Genomic DNA, 19,442 nt, shown 5'->3' with positions numbered 1-19,442 from the left:
GACGGCATGCGCGGCGAGTGCCCCGGCAGATCGACTTTCGAGCGGGAGACCGGGAGTGCTTCATCAAATCATCGACCGCAGGCTGGCCGGCAAGAACAAGAGCATCGCCAACCGCGAACGCTTTCTGCGTCGCGTCAAGAACTACATTCGTCGTGCCGTGTCCGACGCGGTGCGCGACCGTAGCATCAAGGATATCCAGAGCACGCAAAGCATCACGATTCCGCGCAAGGACATCGCCGAGCCGAATTTCCGGCACGCGCCGGGCGGGCGTCGCGAATACGTGCACCCGGGCAACGAGGACTACGTGCGCGGCGACAAGATTCCGCGTCCGCAGGGCGGCTCGGGCGGCGGCGGCAGTCAGGCGAGCAACGAAGGCGAAGGGCAGGACGACTTCGTGTTCGAGCTGTCCCGCGACGAATTCATGCAGTACTTCTTCGACGACCTCGAACTGCCGCGCCTCGTGAAGACGCACCTGCTGACGGTGCCGAGCTGGAAGAACGTGCGCGCGGGCTGGTCGGCGGAAGGCACGCCGAACAACATCGACGTCGTGCGCTCGCTGCGCAGCGCGCTCGGGCGACGCATCGCGCTCGGTTCGCCGCTCGTCAACGAGCTGCGCGAACTCGAAGCGCGGCTCGAGGTGATGAAGCTCGATCCGGAAGACCGTCGCGAGGATATCGCGACGCTCGAGGCCGAGATCCATCATCTGAAGGGGCGCATCTGGCGGATCCCGTTCATCGATCCGTTCGACCTGCGCTACATCAACCGCGTGAAGCAGCCGCAACCGTCGAGCCAGGCCGTGATGTTCTGCCTGATGGACGTGTCGGGCTCGATGGACGAGCAGCGCAAGGATCTCGCGAAACGCTTCTTCATCCTGCTGTACCTGTTCCTGAAGCGCAACTATGAGCGCATCGAGGTCGTGTTCATCCGTCACCACACGCGCGCCGAGGAGGTCGACGAGGACACCTTCTTCCATTCGACCGAAAGCGGCGGCACCGTCGTGTCGAGCGCGCTCGAACTGATGCGCAAGGTGATGAACGAGCGCTACTCGCCGACCGAGTGGAACATCTACGGCGCGCAGGCGTCCGACGGCGACAACTGGACTGACGATTCGCCGAAGTGTCGCAAAATCCTGGAAGAGGATATCCTCACCAAGACGCGTTACTTCGCGTATATCCAGGTCGCCCCGGAAGAGCAGAACCTGTGGCTGGAGTACGCACAGCTGGCGCTGTCGCAACCGCACCTCGCGATGAAGAAAGTCGAATCGGCTGCCGATATTTACCCGGTGTTTCGCGAATTGTTCGAAAAGCAGGTGGAAATGTCATGACGACCCGCCATCTGCACAACGAGTCGCGCGGCTATGCGCCGCGCCCTTCCGGCGACGACACGGCCGGCCCTGCCGCATCGCAGCAAAGCGGCCGGACCGAACCGGCGGCGCCGGCCGCCGACTTGCCCGGTGCCGGGCAGAAGGAAGCGCGTATGAACGTTGCCGAACGCAAGCCGCTGCCGTGCCCGTCCGACTGGACGTTCGAGCTGCTCGAGGAATACGACACGCACATCTCGCAGGTCGCCGAGCAGTACGAGCTCGACATCTATCCGATCCAGCTCGAGCTGATCAGCGCCGAGCAGATGATGGATGCGTACGCGTCGGTCGGGATGCCGGTCAACTATCGCCACTGGTCGTTCGGCAAGCACTTCCTCGCGACCGAGAAAAGCTATCGCCGCGGCCAGATGGGCCTCGCGTACGAAATCGTCATCAACTCGAATCCCTGCATCGCGTATCTGATGGAAGAGAACACGATGACGATGCAGGCGCTCGTCATCGCGCACGCGGCGTACGGGCACAACTCCTTCTTCAAGGGCAACTACCTGTTCCGGTTGTGGACCGACGCGCACGCGATCATCGACTATCTCGTGTACGCGAAGAACTACGTCGCCGAATGCGAGGAGCGCTACGGCCTCGATCGCGTCGAGGAACTGCTCGATTCGTGCCATGCGCTGATGAACTACGGCGTCGACCGCTACAAGCGGCCGCAGAAGCCGTCGTTGTCGAAGGAGGCCGCGCTGCGGCGCGAGCGCGAGGCGTATCTGCAGTCGCAGGTCAACGAGCTGTGGCGCACGCTGCCGGGCAAGAAGCCCGAGCAGATGGAGGAGCAGGAAGGACGCTATCCGCCGGAGCCGCAGGAGAACCTGCTGTATTTCGCGGAGAAGAACGCGCCGCTGCTCGAGCCGTGGGAGCGGGAAGTGATCCGCATCGTGCGCAAGATCGGCCAGTACTTCTATCCGCAGCGGCAGACGCAGGTGATGAACGAAGGCTGGGCGACGTTCTGGCACTACACGCTGCTGAATACGCTGTACAACCAGGGCAAGCTGGAAGACGGCTTCATGATGGAGTTCCTGCACTCGCACAGCAACGTGGTCTACCAGCCGCCCGTCACGAAGCCGTACTACAGCGGGATCAACCCGTATGCGCTCGGCTTCTCGATGATGAGCGACATCCGCCGGATCTGCGAGGCGCCGACGGAAGAGGACTACAAGTGGTTTCCGGAGATCGCGGGCACCCCGTGGCTGCCGGCGATGCACTACGCGATGCGCAACTTCAAGGACGAGAGCTTCATCGCGCAGTACCTGTCGCCGAACCTGATCCGCGAGATGCGGCTGTTCTCGGTGCTCGACGACGACATGCGCGATTCGCTCGAGGTGTCGGCGATCCACGACGAGTCCGGCTACCAGTACGTGCGGCAGGCGTTGTCGCGGCAGTACGACATCCATCACCGCGAGCCGAACATCCAGGTGTGGGCCGTGAACACGCGCGGCGACCGCAGCCTCACGCTGCGCCATTTCATGACCGACAACCGCCATCTGTCGAACGACAGCGAGGAAGTGCTCAAGCACATGGCGCGGCTCTGGCAGTTCGACGTGTTCCTGGAAAGCGTCGACGAGGCCGGGACCGTGCGCAAGCGCTACGAGTGCCGCTACGTGCCGCCGGAGGTGCGCGTCTGACGATCGCCCGAGAGCAGTTTGCATCGGACGCCAGCCTGAGGGCTGGCGTTTTCATATGACGAACGCGTACCGGGAGAAAAATTTTCTACATCCGGACGAACCCGGAAAGCCCGTTACTTTACATTTCGCTAAAATCCCGTAGCGCCGTGCCGCCGGAACCGGTGCCACGTGCGACCGTACGCGACGGCCCGCGAGCCGTCTCGCCCAGAAAGCACTAAAAGGAACAGACCAACCCATGGACGTCCAGACCGACCAAGCTGCGCTGTCCGCGCATGACACCCGGCGGCGCGTGTTCGCCATCGTCGGCGCCTCGTCGGGCAACCTCGTCGAGTGGTTCGACTTCTACATCTACTCGTTCTGCGCGCTGTACTTCGCACCGGCGTTCTTCCCGAGCGGCAACACGACCACGCAGCTGCTGAACACGGCCGGCGTGTTCGCGGCCGGCTTCCTGATGCGTCCGATCGGCGGCTGGCTGTTCGGCCGCATCGCCGACCGTCACGGCCGTCGCACGGCGATGATGATCTCGGTGCTGATGATGTGCGGCGGCTCGCTCGTGATCGCGGTGCTGCCGACCTATGCGCAGATCGGCGCGCTGGCGCCGGCGCTGCTGCTGGTCGCGCGCCTGTTCCAGGGGCTGTCGGTGGGCGGCGAATACGGGACGAGCGCAACCTACATGAGCGAAGTCGCGCTGAAGGGGCGGCGCGGTTTCTTCGCGTCGTTCCAGTACGTGACGCTGATCGGCGGCCAGCTGTGCGCGCTGCTGGTACTCGTGATCCTGCAGCAGGCGCTGTCGAACGACGAGCTGAAGGCGTGGGGCTGGCGCATTCCGTTCGTCTGCGGGGCGGCGGCCGCGCTGATCTCGCTGTACCTGCGCAAATCGCTCGACGAGACGTCGACGAGCGCATCGCGTGACAAGAAGGACGCGGGCACGATCCGCGGCGTGTGGCAGCACAAGGGCGCCTTCTTCACGGTGGTCGGCTTCACGGCCGGCGGCTCGCTGATCTTCTACACCTTCACGACGTACATGCAGAAGTACCTCGTGAATACGGCCGGCATGCATGCGAAGACGGCCAGCAACGTGATGACCGTCGCGTTGCTCGTGTACATGCTGATCCAGCCGGTGTTCGGCGCGCTGTCCGACAAGATCGGCCGCCGCACGTCGATGATCCTGTTCGGCATGTTCGCGGTGATCGGCACGGTGCCGCTGATGCACGCGCTGAAGACCGTCACGAGCCCGACGGCCGCGTTCGTGCTGATCACGATCGCGCTGGCGATCGTCAGCTTCTACACGTCGATCAGCGGCCTCATCAAGGCCGAGATGTTCCCGCCGGAAGTGCGCGCGATGGGCGTCGGCCTGTCGTATGCGGTCGCGAACGCGATCTTCGGCGGCTCGGCCGAGTACGTCGCGCTGTGGTTCAAGTCGATCGGCAGCGAGGAAACCTTCTACTGGTACGTGACGGTGCTGTGCGCGATCTCGCTGATCGTGTCGTGGCGGATGCGCGATCCGAGCAAGGAAGGGTACCTGCGTCACGAACCGTGATCGATTGCGCGGCGCGCGCATCCGCATCATGACGAACGTCCCGCCAGCCGGCGGGACGTTTTTTTGCGGCGTGCGATTTCACGGGCGGAGCCGTCACGGCGGCGACACGGCGGTGGCATCCGCTGGTCGACGCGGGGCGTACCGGCATGCGTGCATCCCGTCATATCGATATTGAAATCGATTCGTTGTTTGTTGCAGGCGATTTCCTTAATCTGAACTCGTAGTTCGTGTGACACCTCCTTGACTGGGATTCGCGCCCGCTGCGTGCAGCGGGCGTCTTTTTTTGCGCGCCGCGCGGTTCGCAAGCCGAGGCAGGGCCGGTGCCGCGTGGCGGCTTGCTTGCCCATGGGCGCTTGCTGCATGTCATCGCGACGGTCCCGGTCCGCGGTGACGGGGCCGCCTGCGGCCGACCGAGTGGATGGCGATGCGATGCACGTCATGCCCGTGCCGAGTCAAAGACACGATGAGCAAACTTGCGGTCGCCTTGCTCAGGGCTTCCGGGGCGACGCCAGGAGGGGGCAACACGATCGTCGGGCCGGTATCCAGACGACATGCGTCTATGCACGCGGTCGAACTGTCGCCGACGTTGCTCGACGGCGACGCCGAGTGCCGCGCCAGATGCTCGCGCAGCAGGGCGGATCGGTGCTGCCGGTCGGCCGCTTGCACGATGGCGCAGCGACCAGTGAAGCGGACGACTTGCGAATGTCACGCGTCTCGTGTACCTCGCGGCACTTGCGCCGAACACCGGCGAAAACACCGACCGGCAGCGGATGTCGGTGCGGACGAACGCGCGCCGGACATCACCCTCGAAACAAACCATGCATCGCTCGCCAGACGACGACTGGGCGGTTGCGGAATGAGACGCGTCCGTGACGGAGCGTTCGTCGATGTGATTATGCGGAAAATTCCGGATCGCCATGGCGAATCGCGATCGAAAGTCGAATTTGGACGCAATGGCTATTCCGTATGGCCAATTCCGCGGCGAAACGAAAATCCTTGGAGCGTTCGGGCATTTGACTTGTCCTACATCCGATCGGTTATAAAAATAAATTTCAAATTACTTCGCGCGGAAGCGCGAGGGATTATTGGCTTTCAATAATCCTGACGATTGGTGTAGGTTTCTTTGGCTGTCCGCGGCGCATCGTGCCGCATCGCTGGCCATCGCTTCTGGCGGGCGGTCGATTTGGAGATCCGGCGAGACGATCCGCGACAAGCGCTTCAAACAGACGGGAGCGACGGATGTCGGCATATGTCTGCATTTGAATTCCGGGTGAGTGAAAGTCAATCCAATAATTCTTACTTGTACTATATCGGGAATCTGCATTCGAAAATAGAATGACTCGGTCGTCATTTTTCTGGATGGAATCATTCGCTTATTCGGAATAGGGCGATTCGATCCGGCTGCGGGTAGTGAGGTGCCTGCATGGCGATCGAGTTGTTTCGAGAAAAACGTCTGCTTTTAGAGGAATTCAACGATGAAAATGAATCTGCTTCGGGGTTGCGTTGCAGCCGGCATCGCGAGCGCCGCGCTGGTACCGTCGGTTTCCCACGCGTTCGACGGCGAGCTCGCCTTCTACGGCAGCATCTCCGACGTCACCTGCAACATCAACGGCGCAGCGCCCGGCGCCGGCAACCGGAAGGAAGTGCAACTCGGCGACCGCATCAGCCCGAGCAAGTTCGACAAGATCGGCGCGACGTCGGAGCCTGTCCCGTTCAGCCTGGTACTTGGCGGCAACGCGGGTTGTGCGGACGGCACCAAGGTCGTGATCGATTTCGATCCGGTTTCGGTCAACGTCAACCCGGAAACCGGCAACCTGAAGCTCATCGGGACCAAGCCGGCGGAGGGCGTCGAGATCCAGATCAGCGATGCAGGCAACGGCAAGACCGGCAAGATCGTGCTTGGCAAGCCGCAGAATCTGGCGGACGCGCAGGTCGCGACCATCGACAAAAACACGGCGACCCTGACGTACTCGGCGGCTTACGTATCGACCGCCGAACCGGCCGCGATCAAGACCGGCTCGGGCAACTCGTTCATTCGGTACACGCTCGCTTACCACTGATCGGTGCATTTCCCGTTCCACGTCATGGCCTTGTCAATTCGTAATCCTTATTTAGCATCCGTGGCCGGCTTCGTGGCGTGGGCTGCCTGCGCCGCGATGGCGCAGGCAGCGCTTCTGCTGGACGGCACCCGCGTGATTTTCCCTGAGCATGCCCGCGACGTGACCGTCCGGATGGAAAATTCCGGCACCGCGCCGGTGCTCGCACAGAGCTGGATCGACGACGGTCGCGCCAACGTGCCTCCGGAGCAGATGCGCACGCCGTTCATCGTCGCGCCGACGCTGGTACGCGTCGAAGCGGGGCGGGGCGCGGTGCTGCGCATCACGAACATGCAGGAGCCGCTGCCCGCCGACCGTGAGTCGGTGTTCTGGCTCAATGTGCTCGAGGTGCCTGCGGCGGAGCAGGACACGGACAACCTGCTGCGCTTCGCTTTCCGGACTCGCATCAAATTGTTCTACCGGCCCGCGGCGCTTGCGAACGACGTCGAGACCGCGCCGGCCAAACTGGTCTGGAAGGTATCAGCCAGTACGTCGCATGCGAACGAGCGACAGGTGTCGCTCGACGTTTCCAATCCGACACCCTATTACGTCTCGTTCGGGATGGTTGAAGGCGATGTCGGCGGAACCTTCATCCCGGCCGGCGGCGGGATGGTCGTGCCATTTGGCACCCAGCGTTTCCCGTTGCCGGGTGTCGCCGCACGATCGCATCGCCCCGTGGCCGTGCGATACATGGTCATCGACGACTACGGCGGGCGCAGCACGATAACCAAAAAACTGACCGACTGAGCAGTCGGTCCACGCAACGCGCCAGAGGCATGATCCTGCATGTCGAATCCGAGGTGGCAATGAGATGCGAGAGATTCGGTATGCGAAATAACTGTATCGACATGCGGAGTTTAGAAGGTTCACGTTCGTCATTCACATCCGGACCCGTCCCGCGACCCGCGCGGCGTCCTTGCCTGCTGGCAGTCGCTTCGGTATTTGCTTCGGTAGCGATGTCGGCGAGCGCAAACGCTGTCGCGGACGCGATCGAGCCGGACAACGCACGCCATGCAGGCGCGGGCGCATCGCCGATTCTCCCGCCTGCTGGCGCGACGCATTTCGACGATTCGATGCTGATGCGTGGCCCGGGCAGTGAGCCGATCGATACGACGCCGTTCGAGCGGCCGAACGGCATCGTACCGGGCCAGCATCGTGCGGATCTGATCGTCAACGGGCAGTGGCGCGGTGTCGAGGAGATCACGTTCCGGCGTGACGAGCACGGCGACGTGCGGCCGTGCTACGACCGCCTGCTGCTGCAGCGGGCCGGCGTCGACCTCGACCGGAGCGAGCGAGGCCAGGACGGCAGCCAGCCGACGAATCCGATGCCCGACGCGCTGTTCTGCGACGCGCCTTCCCGGTACGTGCCCGGTGCTGTGCTGTCGTTCGATCCGGCGGAGCAGAAACTGTATCTGACGGTGCCGCAGTTCTATATGCGGCGGGCCAGCCACAGCACCTATGTCGACCCGGCAAACTGGACGAATGGCGTGCCGGCTGCGTTGCTGAACTACAACGTCAGCGCGTTCACGACGCGCTCCGGCGGCGACGAGTTCTCGCAGCTCTACACCGGCCTTTCGATGGCGGCGAGCGCAGGGCGCTTCCGGATTCGCCACAACGGCAACCTGACCTGGTCGCAGCGCGGTGGCGCGCGCTACCAGCGCGGTTACGTCTATGCACAAACCGATCTGCCCGAATGGCGTGCGCAGTTGCTGGCGGGCGAGAGTTCGACCAGCGGTGCACTGTTCGACGCCATATCGTTTCGAGGCGTGCAACTGGCCAGCGATGACCGGATGCTGCCCGACGAGCAGCGCTACTACGCACCGATCGTGCGAGGCATTGCACAGACGAACGCAAAGGTGTCGATCTATCAGCGCGGCTACCTCGTTCACGAGACGACCGTCGCCCCCGGGCCGTTCGCGATCGAGAACCTTCAGGCGATGAGCTACGGCGGCGACCTGAACGTGACGGTGACCGAAGCGAACGGCGAAACGCGCAGTTTCGTGGTGCCGTTCGCAACGACGGTCCAGTTGTTGCGTCCCGGTAGCACGCGGTTCAGCGCGATGGCGGGACGGGCAATCGAACTCGGCGGCGATATCGGCACGCAATACGTCGGCCAGTTCACGGTGCAGCGTGGCGTCAGCAATACGGTGACGGCCTACGGAGGCGCCGCGTTTGCGAATCGCTACCAGTCGGTACTGATGGGTGCCGCGCTCAACACGTCGATTGGCGGCTTCGCGGCGGACGTCACGATCGCGCGGACCCAGCCGCCGGGCGGTGACCGTCTGACCGGGTCGAGTATCCGCGTGTCGTACAGCAAGAACCTGCCGAACAGCGGCACGAACTTTTCGCTGCTCGCCTATCGCTACTCGACGAAAGGCTATCTCGGCCTGCGCGACGCGTTGCTGCTGAACGGCAGGGGCGACCAGGGCGCCGGCGCCGAAGCGTTTCCGCGGCTGCGCAATCGAGTCGACCTCAACGTGAGTCAACAGATCGGGCGATCGGGCAACGTTTACGCGAACGGATCGGCGCTCAGCTACTGGGCGGGGGGAGGGCAGTCGCTCAGTTTCACGCTCGGCTACAGCACGCAATGGCGCGACGCCACGCTGACCGCGTCGGTGCAGCGTGTGCGCAACCTGTCCGCACGCGGCCCGTCGTCCGGCGGCGAGGCGGGCAGCACGCTCGTGAGCGTGAACGTATCGATCCCGCTGGGGCACAACACGCGGCGCGCGCCGATCTTCAGCACGCTCGTCACACACGACAGCAGCGCCGGCACGAGCGCCACGGCGAGCGTGGCCGGCCGATTCGGCGAGCGGAGCGACGGGTCGTATTCGTTATCGTCGAGCTACGACGGCAACAACCGCGCGGCGTCAGGCGGCGTCGGCATCGGCTATCAATTGCCGTCGATGTCGCTGTCGGCGAATTTCGGGCTCGGGCGCGAATACCAGCAGGCATCGGCGAACGCGACGGGCGGCCTGGTGCTGCACCCGGGCGGTCTGACGGCGGCGCCCACGCTGAACGAGACGATCGGCGTCGTGCACGCGCCGCACGCGCGCGGTGCGCTGGTCGCCAATACGAGCGCACGCGTCGACCGGTTCGGCTACGCGATCGTACCGAGCCTCATCCCGTATCAGCTCAACAAGGTCGACATCGATCCCAAGGACGTCCCGGATGATGTCGAACTGAAGACCGTTTCGCGCAGCGTTGCCCCGCGCGCGGGCTCCGTCGTCATGCTGTCGTACGACACGCTGAAGGCGCGTGCGTTGCTGATCGATGCGCAGACCGACGACGGTCGGCCGCTCCCGTTCGCGGCACGCGCGCTCGACGCGCGCACTGGCGCCGCGCTCGGCGTGGTCGGCCAGGGCAGCCGCCTGTTCGTGCGCGGTGCCGAGAACGACGGTCGGATCCGCGTCGAATGGGGGGCGCGTCCCGACCAGCAGTGCGTGATCGATTATTCGGTGCCGGCAGCACAGCGCACGGGCAGTGGTTACGTGCCGATGACCGGCACCTGCCGTGTGTCGACGGCGTCTCCACTGGCCGCCGCATCGTCCGCCGGCCGTGTCGGGGAGCGTTAGTCCGATGCAGCGCGCCGTCTTTCCTGTCGACGCTGTCATCCGCATCGCGCGATGCCGCTCACGCGGGCGGGCCGGCACCGTTCGCTTCGTGTGCGTGGCGGTGTTGGCATGCGTGGCGAGCATCGCGACGGTTCGGTGCGAGGCGGCGCTTTCCGTGATCGGAACCCGCTTCGTTTATCCGGGTGACGCGCGTTCGCTCGCGATACTCGCGCGCAACGGCGGGCCGGCACCCATCCTCGTGCAGGCCTGGCTGGACGATGGTGACGCGAACGCCGACCCGAGCCGCCTGCGTGTGCCGTTCGTCGTCGCGCCGCCGCTCGCGAGACTCGATCCGGCGCAGCCGTTGTCGATCCGCGTGCAGTCCATCGGCGGCGATCTCGCACCGGATCGGGAATCGTGCTTCTGGATCAACCTGCTCGAAGTACCGCCGGCCGCGTCGGCGGGCGATCACATGCTGCGCATCGCGTACCGGCTCAGGATGAAGCTGCTGTATCGGCCGGCGGGTCTCGAGGGGGACTCCGAACACGCACCGAACCGGCTCGCCTGGACGCAGGGCGGCACGAAGGCGGCCTCGTCGATCGTCGCGATCAACCCCACCCCGTATTACGTGACCCTCACGCGCGTGACATTGGATGGCGAATCCATCGGGCTTGCGAACGGCGCGGTGGATGTCGCGCCGTTCGGTCGCGCCGAGATCCCGGTCGGTGCGCAGGCCGCCGCGCATCCGGGCGAGGTCGTGTTCGACGCCGTCGACGACAGCGGCGCATCGCACGAATACCGGGCGCGGCTCGCCGTCGCAGTGGGCGCCGGTACGTCAACGCTTGCAGTACCCGTCCTGCCGGGGGCATCGGCAGGGATTCAACTACTACAAGGAAAACGAAAGTGAACAGGACATACGCTTTGGTATGGAGCGCCGGGCAGGGCGCTTGGCAGGTGGCCGGCGAGCGGGCACGCCGGCGCGGCAAGTCCGCGGTGCGCAGGCACGTCGTCGCGTTGCTGGCACTGCTCGCAGGCGGCACGCTGGCGCCCGTGTACGCGCTGCCGGTGGGCGAGACGATCTTGTCCGGGAAGGCGGACTTTCTTCGCTACGACAACGGTCAGCAGATGTCGGTCAACCAGCATAGCGACAAACTGGTGACGAACTGGCAGTCGTTCAACATCGACAAAGGGCAGCGCGTCACGTTCAACCAGCCGTCCGTGACGTCGATCGCGCTGAACCGGGTCGTCGGGCAGGACGCCAGCGCGATCCTGGGCAACATCGACGCGAACGGCCGCGTGTTCCTCGTCAATCCGAACGGCATCCTGTTCGGCAAGGGGGCGCAGGTCAACGTGGGCGGGCTGGTTGCGACGACGCTGGACATCAAGGACGACGACTTCGAGGCCGGCCGCTACCGGTTTGCCGGCTCGTCGCCGAGCGAAGTGCTGAACGTCGGCAATCTCGTCGCGGGCGAAGGCGGCGCGATCGCGTTGCTCGGCGCGAAAGTGACGAACCGCGGTATCGTCCAGGCGCAGATGGGTACCGTCGCGCTGGGTGCGGGCAGCGACGTCACGTTGAATTTCGACGGTGGCAAGCTGCTCGGCGTGCAGATCGACAAGGGCATACTCGAGGCGCTGGTGAGCAACGAGCAGCTACTGAAGGCCGACGGCGGGCAGGTGCTGATGAGCGCGAAGGCGGCCGATGCGGTGCTGCGCACGGTGGTCAACAACCAGGGCACCATCGAGGCGAAGACGCTCAGGAACAAGGCCGGCCGGATCACGCTGGACGGTTACGATGCAGGCACCGTCAACGTCGCAGGCATGCTGAACGCCAGCGCGGCGACGCCGGGCAACGGCGGCACGATCGAGACGCGAGGCGCCGACGTGAAGGTGGCGCTCGGTGCGATGGTCGATACCCGTGCGACCAACGGGTATGGCGGTACCTGGCGCATCGCGTCGTCCGAGCTGAAGGTCAAGGCTGGCGCGAACCAGCCGGGTACGATCGTGGCCGACACGTTGGCCCGCAACCTTGCGACCACCCATGTCGAACTCGTCGCCGAACGCGGCACGCTGTCGGTCGACGGGCCGGTGACCTGGGCCAGCGGCAACCGGCTGGGTCTTGCCAGCAAGCAGGGCAACGTCGCGATCAACGGCGCGTTGCGAGCCACGGGCGCGAACGCGCGCCTCGACATCGCATCCGGGCAGGGCGTGCAGATCGCGGCGCCGATTTCGCTGACGGGCGCGAATGCGCTGTTCACGCTGGACCATGTCGGCGGGTATTCGCTCGCCAACGGCGCGGCCGTGACGTTGTCGGGGCTCGGCGCGGGCTTCGAGTCGAATGGCCAGCGCTACACCGTGATCCAGACGCTCGGCCAGTTGCAGGCGGCCGGCTCGAACCTCGGCGGGCTGTACGTGCTCGGCAACGACATTGCCGGCACGTACTACGGCAGCGCGTTCCAGACCATCGGCTCCGGCACGGCGTTCTACGGTACGTTCGATGGCCTCGGCAACACGATCAGCAACCTGACCATCTCGAGCAGCGGCCCGTATGCGGGCCTGTTCGGCCGCAACACCGGCACCATCGCCAATCTCAAGCTCAAGTCGCTGCGCGTCAGCGCGGCATCGGGGGTCGGGCCGGTCGCCATCGGCGGGTTGGTCGGCGAAAACGTCGGCAAGATCTCGAACGTGACGGCGACAGGCATGCAGGTGAGCGCGGGTGCCAATCGCAGCAATGCGCTGGGCGGGTTGGCCGGCATCAACCTCGGAGAGATCCGCGATACCTCGTTTGCCGGGTCGGTGACAGGTAACGGCATGTCGTATGCGGTGGGCGGACTGGTCGGCGAGAACGGCACGAATGGACCTGACAGCGTGCTGGCCGACAGCACGGCGAACGCGACCGTATCCGGCGGCGCGTCGAACCAGGCATCGATCGGCGGGCTCGTCGGCGTCAACCGAGGCGGCAGGATTCTCCGCTCATCGAGCCTCGGTTCCACGTCGGGAGCGAATCTTGCCGGCGTGAACGTCGGCGGGCTCGTGGGTGCGAACCTGCTCGGCGAGATCGACGGCGGATCGGCGTCGGGACGCGTGACGGGGGGATCGAGCGGCATGGCGGGCGGGCTCGTCGGGATCAATACCGGCACCGTTACCGATTCGATCGCCTCCGGCGTCGTCGACGGCCGATACGCACAGGGAACCGGCGGCTTCGTCGGGCTGAACCAGGGCATCGTGCGCAACAGCAAGGCGCTGGGCGCGGTGTCGAGCGCGTCGACCGGTGCGACGGGCGGTTTCGTCGGCATCAACGTGGGCATCGACTCGCTCATCGACATGGCGGAAGCGCATGGCGCGGTCTCGGGCGGGCAAGGCACCAACGGCGGTTTCGTCGGCAGTCACTTCGGCGGCCGGATTTCCCACGCGGTTGCGCGCGGCAAGACGACCGGCGGCAATTACAGCAAGACGGGCGGTTTTGTCGGCAGCAACGGGGCCGAACTGATGGACGTCGACGCGAGCGGCGACGTGTCGGCCGGAAGCTGGGCGTCGGTGGGCGGCTTCGCCGGCACCAACCTGTCGTCGGGCACGATTGCGACGGCGCAGGCGACCGGCAAGGTCCAGGGCGGCTCGTCGAGCACGGTCGGCGGGTTCGCGGGTGAAAACCTGGGCACGATGATCGACGTGTCCGCGTCGGGCGCGATCTGGGCTGGCTGCTATGCGACGCTCGGCGGTCTCGTGGGCCTGAACACGGGGCTGGTCGAGCGTTCGGCCGCCAGCGGCCGGATCAACGGATCGTCGGGTCAGACCTTCGGCGGTCTGGTGGGCATCAACCGGGGCACGTTCCGCAACAGCGGGACGTCGGGCGACGCGGCGCTGCAAAAGATCGCGGGGCTCAACCTCGGCGTGATCGAGTAATGCAGCCGGCGGCGGGCACGCACGCTGCCGGCGTGCGGCGCTCGCCGCCCAGTCAGTGAGAGACATCATGACAAGGATTCAGTGGCGCGGGCTCGGGCGAACAGCTCGGCGGATACTTCGGTTGGCGGTGGCCGGGTGCGCGGCGTTTGCCTGGATAGCGCATGCCGCGGCGCCCGGCGCCTCAACGGCGCTCGATTGCACATTCAGCAACGTCGAGGCGACGCCGTGGCGACTCGTCACGCCGTTGACGAGCGCGACGCCGGTCGGCTCGGTCCTGTACCAGCGTACCGTTTCGTTGTTCGTTTCGTTCAACCACGGCGGCCCGGGCGCCGACGGCGCGCACGAACTGGTGAACGCCGGGCACTGGATGCCGGGCACCATGATTGCAGACGGTGTCGCGCAAACGAATGTCGACGGTATCGGCTTCAAGTGGGCTGGCGTATCCGGTGATGGCGTCGAACGAACGTTGCAGCAGAGTGGTTCTCCGATGGCCGTCGGGAAAACCGAAGTCATCGATCCGGCGGGTGGTGGAACCAAGGGCGATGTCCAGATCATGCGTTACCGGCAGTTCCTGGTACTCGGCAAGCCTGCGTCACAGTTGCCGGAAGGCAAGCTGGTCGTCCGGAATTTGCCGGGCAACCCGACCGTCGCGATCTATGCGGTCGATCTCCCGAAAGGCGCCGTATCGATCGGCGGCGACGTGACGGTGCCGGAACAGACCATCCCCCCCAATCGATGCAAGCAGAGGCGAACCTTTGTCGGCGTCGGCAACATCTGCATCGGCAGCGAATGCCAGATCACGGTGCCGAATCGCTGCGAGATCCAGTCGAACATGATCGTGCCGGTGACGCTCGGCAATTTCTCGATCAGCAATTTCCCCAGCCTGCACGCGACGTCGAAGCCCGTCGATTTCGATATCACGCTCAGTCAGTGCGCTGCCGCGGCGAAACCGTCGATCAGCTTCCGCGACAAGGCGGCCAAGCCTAACGCGGACCGCACGCTGCTGCAGTTGAGCGCACCGGCCAGTCAGAGGGTCGCGCAAGGTTTCAACATCGTGATGACGAACGCGCTGACCGGCGAGCGGATAGCCTACGACGAACCGGGCGCGGCCACCCAGTATCCGATGCGGCGCACCGGAGATATCGCCGTGATGTCGCTGCGCGCCCAGTACATCCGCACCGGCACGGATAGCGAACTGGCGCCCGGTTACGCCGGCGGCGGTGCGGAGTTTTCGTTTACGTTTCCATGAAAGTGCGCATGGCATCACGCATCGCGGTGATGCGCGCGCGCCATGCCTCATCACGAAACCCGCAGAGCAAAGCACCATTTGTTGGTTCGGAATCGCCGCACGCGCTGATACGTTAGCGGCTTTGCGACGACACACAGCGTCGCGATGTTCCTCGAACCGGCCGCCGCGCGATCCGCGCCGGCCTTCATAACAAATCAGGTCGTGCTCATGAAACTCCACACTCTCGCTACGTGGCTCGTCGGGGCCGCACTCGTCACGGCCGGCACGGTCGCGCACGCGGACCGCCTCGACGACATCAGGAAGGCCGGCGTGCTGCGCGTCGCGACCTTCGACAGCAATCCGCCGTTCGGCTATGTCGACGGCAAGAGCAATCACATCGTCGGCCTCGACGTCGACTATGCGAAGGCGCTGGCCGACAAGCTCGGCGTGAAGCTGCAGCTGCAGCCGACCAATCCCGCGAACCGCATTCCGTTCCTGACCTCCGGCAAGGTCGACCTGGTGCTCGCGAACTTCACGATCACCGACGAGCGCGCGAAGCAGGTCGACTTCAGCATCCCGTATTTCTCGTCGGGCCAGCAGTTTCTCGCGAAGAAGGGCGTGCTGAAATCGGCCGACCAGCTGAACGGCTTGCGCGTCGGCGCGGACAAGGGCACGACGAACGAGATCACGCTGCGCGAGAAATTCCCGAAGGCGACGATCGTCGCGTACGACGACACGCCGTTCGCATTCGCCGCGCTGCGCGCCGGCAACGTGCAGGCGATCACGCAGGACGGGCCGAAGCTGATCGGCCTGCTCGCGAACGTGCCCGACAGGCAGAACTACGAGATCCCGGCATTCACGATCTCCAACGACTACATGGGCGTCGGCGTGCCGAAGGGCGAGACGCGCCTGCTCGGCTTCGTCAACGACACGCTCAAGGGGCTCGAGGCGAATGGCCGCGCGGGCCAGATCTACGACGCGTGGTTCGGTCCGACGACGAAGACGCCGCTCACGCGCATCTTCCGCATCGGCGACAAGACCTGAGTCGCATGCAGGACGCGCCGCGCTCCGCCATCGGTCGTGCCGGTGCGTGGGGATCGCGGCGTTTTTCGTTTCTCTTGATCGCTTGCTTCGCGCCCGCACCACCATGCTCGGCTTGGCTCCCAAATATCTGTCCTGGCTCTGGCAGGGCTTCCTGCTGACGCTCGGCCTCGCGGCCGCGTCGGCGCTCGCCGCGACGGTCGGCGGACTGCTGCTCGCCGTCATGCGGCATGCGCGCGGAACGGCGCCGCGCACGCTCGCGGCCGGCTATGTCGTCGCGTTCCGCAACACGCCGTTGCTCGTGCAGTTGCTGTTCTGGTATTTCGGCGTCGCGTCGTTGCTGCCCGACACATGGGTCGCATGGCTGAACGCGCGCCATCAGCTGAGCGCGGGCCCGTTCACGCTCGCATGGCCGTCGTTCGAGTTCGTCGCGGGCTGGTTCGGGTTGAGCGCGTACACGGCCGCGTTCGTCGCCGAGGAATGCGAAGCCGGGCTGCGCGGCGTGCGCCGTGCGCAGCATGATGCGGCCGCGGCGCTCGGCCTCACGCCGATGCAGTCGCTGCGCTACGTCGTGCTGCCGCAGGCCGTGCGCATCGCGCTGCCGCCGTTGTTCGGCCAATACATGAATCTCGTGAAGAACTCGTCGCTCGCGATGGCGATCGGTGTCGCCGAGCTGTCGTACGCGTCGCGGCAGGTCGAGACGGAGACGTTCAAGACCTTTGCCGCCTTCGGTGTCGCGACCGTGCTGTACGTCGCCGCGGTGGCCGCGATCGAGGCCGGTGCCTACGCGGCCACGCAATGGCGCGACCGGCTCGGGGCGGGGCGTTGACGATGGATCTCTCGCTGCTGCTCGACAACCTGCCGTACCTGCTCGTCGGCGCATTCCCGGATGGCCCGCTCGGCGGCGCCGCGCTGTCGCTCGTGCTGGCGATCGCGTCGGCCATCGCATCGGCGGTGCTGGGCGTGGCGCTCGGTGTCGCGATGGCGCTCGCGCGCGGCCCGCTGCGCGTGCTGCTGCTCGCGTTCATCGGCTTCTTTCGCGCGATTCCGGTGCTGCTGCTGATCTTCTGGACGTACTTCCTGATGCCGATGCTGCTGCACATGGACGTGCCGGGGCTCGCGACGGTCGTGTGCGCGCTGGCGCTGATCGGCGGCGCGTATCTCGCGCATGCGGTGCATGCGGGCATCGTCGCGGCCGGCGACGGGCAGTGGCAGGCGGGGCTATCGCTCGGACTCACGCGCTGGCAGACCGTGCGCTACGTGCTGCTGCCGCAGGCGATCCGGATCATGACGCCGTCGTTCGTCAACCAGTGGGTCGCGCTCGTGAAGGACACGTCGCTCGCGTATATCGTCGGCGTGCCGGAACTGTCGTTCGTCGCGACGCAGGTGAACAACCGGCTGATGGTGTATCCGGCGCCGATCTTCCTGTTCGTCGCGGCGATTTATCTGGTGCTGTGCACGTCGCTTGACGGTGCGGCGCGCTGGTTGCTGTCGCGTCGTCCGCGCGCGGAGCGCATCGCGCGGGCTGCGGCTGAACGCACGGAACCGGTGCGGTGACGGCGTGCGCGCCGCGTGCGATGCATGCGGCGCGTTTCCGGTGATGAAGGTGAGAGCGTGCGGCTATCCGCAGCGGGCCGCGTCGTCGCCGAGCGAGCGGCGACGGGCGTGAAGGTGCTTCAGAACTTCGGTGCTTGAGAACTTCAGTACTTCAGCGCGTCAGCGTCAGGACGCGCTGTAGTGCGTATCGAACACCGAACGCAGCGTCGACGGACCGGTCGCGAAATCGCCCCACAGCGGGCCGTCGCTCTGCGCGAATGCAAACGGCGTCGTACTGATCGACGCGAGGCGGAAGCGCCATTGCGCCGCTTCCTGGCGGAACGCGGTGAGCTGCATGTCGGACAGCCCCGTCTGCGCGCTCGCGAGCGTGACGAGCGGATCGACCGGGTCGTTCGCGACGCGAACTTCGAAATGCAGGTGCGGGCCGGTGGCCGCGCCGGTCATCCCGACCGAGCCGATGCGCTGGCCCTGCTTGACGGTTTCGCCGGTCTTCAGCCCGCGCGCGAACGCGGACAAATGCGCGTAGTAGGTCGAATAACCGTCCGCGTGATCGACGATCACGTAGTGGCCGTAACCGCCCGGATCGGTGCCGACGAACGACACGACGCCGTCGGCCGCCGCATTGACGGGCGTGCCTGACGGTGCGGCGAGATCGACGCCGGTATGGAATGCCATCGCCTGCGACAGCGGGTGGACGCGTTCGCCGAAGAACGAGCTGATCCGCGTCCACTTGACCGGCATCGTGAACGCGGCCGCTTCGAGCGGCGCGCCGTCGAGCGTGTAGTACGCGCCGTTGTCGGCGCCCGGCGCGCGGAACCAGATCGCACCGAACGTGCGGCCCGCGACGCGCAGCTCGAGCGCGGTGAGGTGTGGCGTGCCGTTGTTGGTGTCGTACGCGATGCGGTAGTAGTCGCCGCGCTGCGCGCCGGCGCGCAGCGCGACCTTGCCGGTGACGAGATCGCCGAGCTGGATGCGCACTTCGGGCGGCACGTCGAGACGGTTCAGCGTATCGGACAGCGTGAGTTCGATGTCGCCCGCGCGCATCCCGTGCTGCTGCTCGGGCGGCGCGAGCTGGAACAGGCTCGTATAGCCGAGCATGTCGTTGCGGTGCGCGCTGAGCGGCGCGAACAGGCCCGGCTGCAGGTTGCGGTCGGGGCGTTCGTCGCGTTCGTTGCGCTCGCCGATCGTGCGCGCGAGTTCGCTCGTCACGAAATGCTGCGCGGTGGGAAACGGCGTGTCGGACAGCACGCGCTGCGGCAGCGCGGCCGTGCCCGAGTCGACGGCGCCCGGCAGTTGCGAGACGGCCGGCAGCGCGGCGGCGAGACCGAAGGCGGCGAGGGCGCCGAGCACGGCGGCCGGCACGAGCGCGCGCACGAGGCGCTGCGCGCGCCCGGGCGCGAAAGCATCAGGAATTGCGGCAGGCTTGACCAAAGGTGTCCACATCCAGGAAAAGCGGTTCAAAGAGGTGTGGGCGGGAACCATCGGCGGCAGATCCGTCGGGGGACGACGGGGCGGGCGACGGGCGTGCA

The 19,442-nt window shown here is 65.7% G+C and carries 14 protein-coding genes; 12 read left to right on the top strand and 2 right to left on the bottom strand.

The annotated features are described in order from the left end of the window. The first annotated feature begins 55 nt into the window (after window positions 1-55). The 3 genes from DID99_RS14925 (at window position 56) to DID99_RS14915 (ending at window position 4,540) form a co-directional block, all read left to right on the top strand. The gene (locus DID99_RS14925; RefSeq protein WP_044843598.1) at window positions 56-1,324 is read left to right on the top strand and encodes a YeaH/YhbH family protein; all 1,269 of its coding nucleotides are present in this window, start codon (window positions 56-58) and stop codon (window positions 1,322-1,324) included. Beyond that, complete coding sequence (locus DID99_RS14920) at window positions 1,321-3,000, top strand: SpoVR family protein (protein ID WP_044843597.1); 1,680 nt, start codon at window positions 1,321-1,323, stop codon at window positions 2,998-3,000. Before DID99_RS14925 ends, DID99_RS14920 begins: the two co-directional genes overlap by 4 nt. 235 nt (window positions 3,001-3,235) lie before the next feature. Beyond that, a complete protein-coding gene (locus tag DID99_RS14915) occupies window positions 3,236-4,540 on the top strand; it encodes an MFS family transporter (RefSeq protein ID WP_124667023.1) in 1,305 nt (434 codons plus the stop codon). Between the two features lie 26 nt (window positions 4,541-4,566). On the opposite strand, the gene DID99_RS14910 is transcribed toward DID99_RS14915, so the two are convergent. Then, window positions 4,567-4,887, bottom strand: coding sequence for a hypothetical protein (locus DID99_RS14910; protein ID WP_124667022.1), 321 nt, complete (start codon window positions 4,885-4,887; stop codon window positions 4,567-4,569). Between the two features lie 1,128 nt (window positions 4,888-6,015). On the opposite strand from DID99_RS14910, the gene DID99_RS14905 reads away from it, so the two are divergent. From DID99_RS14905 to DID99_RS14865, 9 genes are all read left to right on the top strand, one after another. Next, on the top strand, window positions 6,016-6,600 hold the full coding sequence (locus DID99_RS14905) for a fimbrial protein (protein WP_124570458.1): 585 nt from the start codon (window positions 6,016-6,018) through the stop codon (window positions 6,598-6,600). A gap of 24 nt (window positions 6,601-6,624) precedes the next feature. Further along, window positions 6,625-7,383: a molecular chaperone gene (locus DID99_RS14900; protein WP_124570550.1), complete on the top strand. Its 759-nt coding sequence runs from the start codon at window positions 6,625-6,627 to the stop codon at window positions 7,381-7,383. A gap of 209 nt (window positions 7,384-7,592) precedes the next feature. Then, entirely contained in the window at window positions 7,593-10,208 is a 2,616-nt protein-coding gene (locus DID99_RS14895; RefSeq protein WP_124667021.1) for a fimbria/pilus outer membrane usher protein, read from the top strand. A 4-nt stretch (window positions 10,209-10,212) separates the two neighbouring features. Then, window positions 10,213-11,094 carry a molecular chaperone gene (locus DID99_RS14890; RefSeq protein WP_124667020.1) on the top strand — a complete coding sequence of 294 codons (882 nt, stop codon included), beginning with the start codon at window positions 10,213-10,215 and terminating at the stop codon, window positions 11,092-11,094. Continuing rightward, window positions 11,091-14,087, top strand: coding sequence for a GLUG motif-containing protein (locus DID99_RS14885; RefSeq protein ID WP_124667019.1), 2,997 nt, complete (start codon window positions 11,091-11,093; stop codon window positions 14,085-14,087). The genes DID99_RS14890 and DID99_RS14885 overlap by 4 nt, the downstream gene beginning before the upstream one ends. A 67-nt stretch (window positions 14,088-14,154) precedes the next feature. After that, window positions 14,155-15,336, top strand: a complete 1,182-nt coding sequence (locus DID99_RS14880) for a fimbrial protein (RefSeq protein ID WP_124667018.1) — start codon at window positions 14,155-14,157, stop codon at window positions 15,334-15,336. A gap of 207 nt (window positions 15,337-15,543) precedes the next feature. Beyond that, window positions 15,544-16,359, top strand: a complete 816-nt coding sequence (locus DID99_RS14875) for an ABC transporter substrate-binding protein (protein WP_124667017.1) — start codon at window positions 15,544-15,546, stop codon at window positions 16,357-16,359. Between the two features lie 103 nt (window positions 16,360-16,462). After that, window positions 16,463-17,185, top strand: a complete 723-nt coding sequence (locus DID99_RS14870) for an amino acid ABC transporter permease (RefSeq protein ID WP_124522206.1) — start codon at window positions 16,463-16,465, stop codon at window positions 17,183-17,185. Between the two features lie 2 nt (window positions 17,186-17,187). Further along, on the top strand, window positions 17,188-17,913 hold the full coding sequence (locus DID99_RS14865; RefSeq protein WP_124667016.1) for an amino acid ABC transporter permease: 726 nt from the start codon (window positions 17,188-17,190) through the stop codon (window positions 17,911-17,913). A gap of 165 nt (window positions 17,914-18,078) precedes the next feature. On the opposite strand, the gene DID99_RS14860 is transcribed toward DID99_RS14865, so the two are convergent. Continuing rightward, window positions 18,079-19,356, bottom strand: a complete 1,278-nt coding sequence (locus tag DID99_RS14860) for a M23 family metallopeptidase (RefSeq protein ID WP_124667015.1) — start codon at window positions 19,354-19,356, stop codon at window positions 18,079-18,081. Between the last annotated feature and the right edge of the window lie 86 nt (window positions 19,357-19,442).

The organism is Burkholderia sp. Bp8986 (genome assembly GCF_003854225.1).
In the GTDB taxonomy this organism is placed as follows: domain Bacteria; phylum Pseudomonadota; class Gammaproteobacteria; order Burkholderiales; family Burkholderiaceae; genus Burkholderia.
The sequence above is the reverse complement of the archived record's forward strand: the minus strand, read 5'-3'. Positions and strand labels throughout refer to the sequence as shown.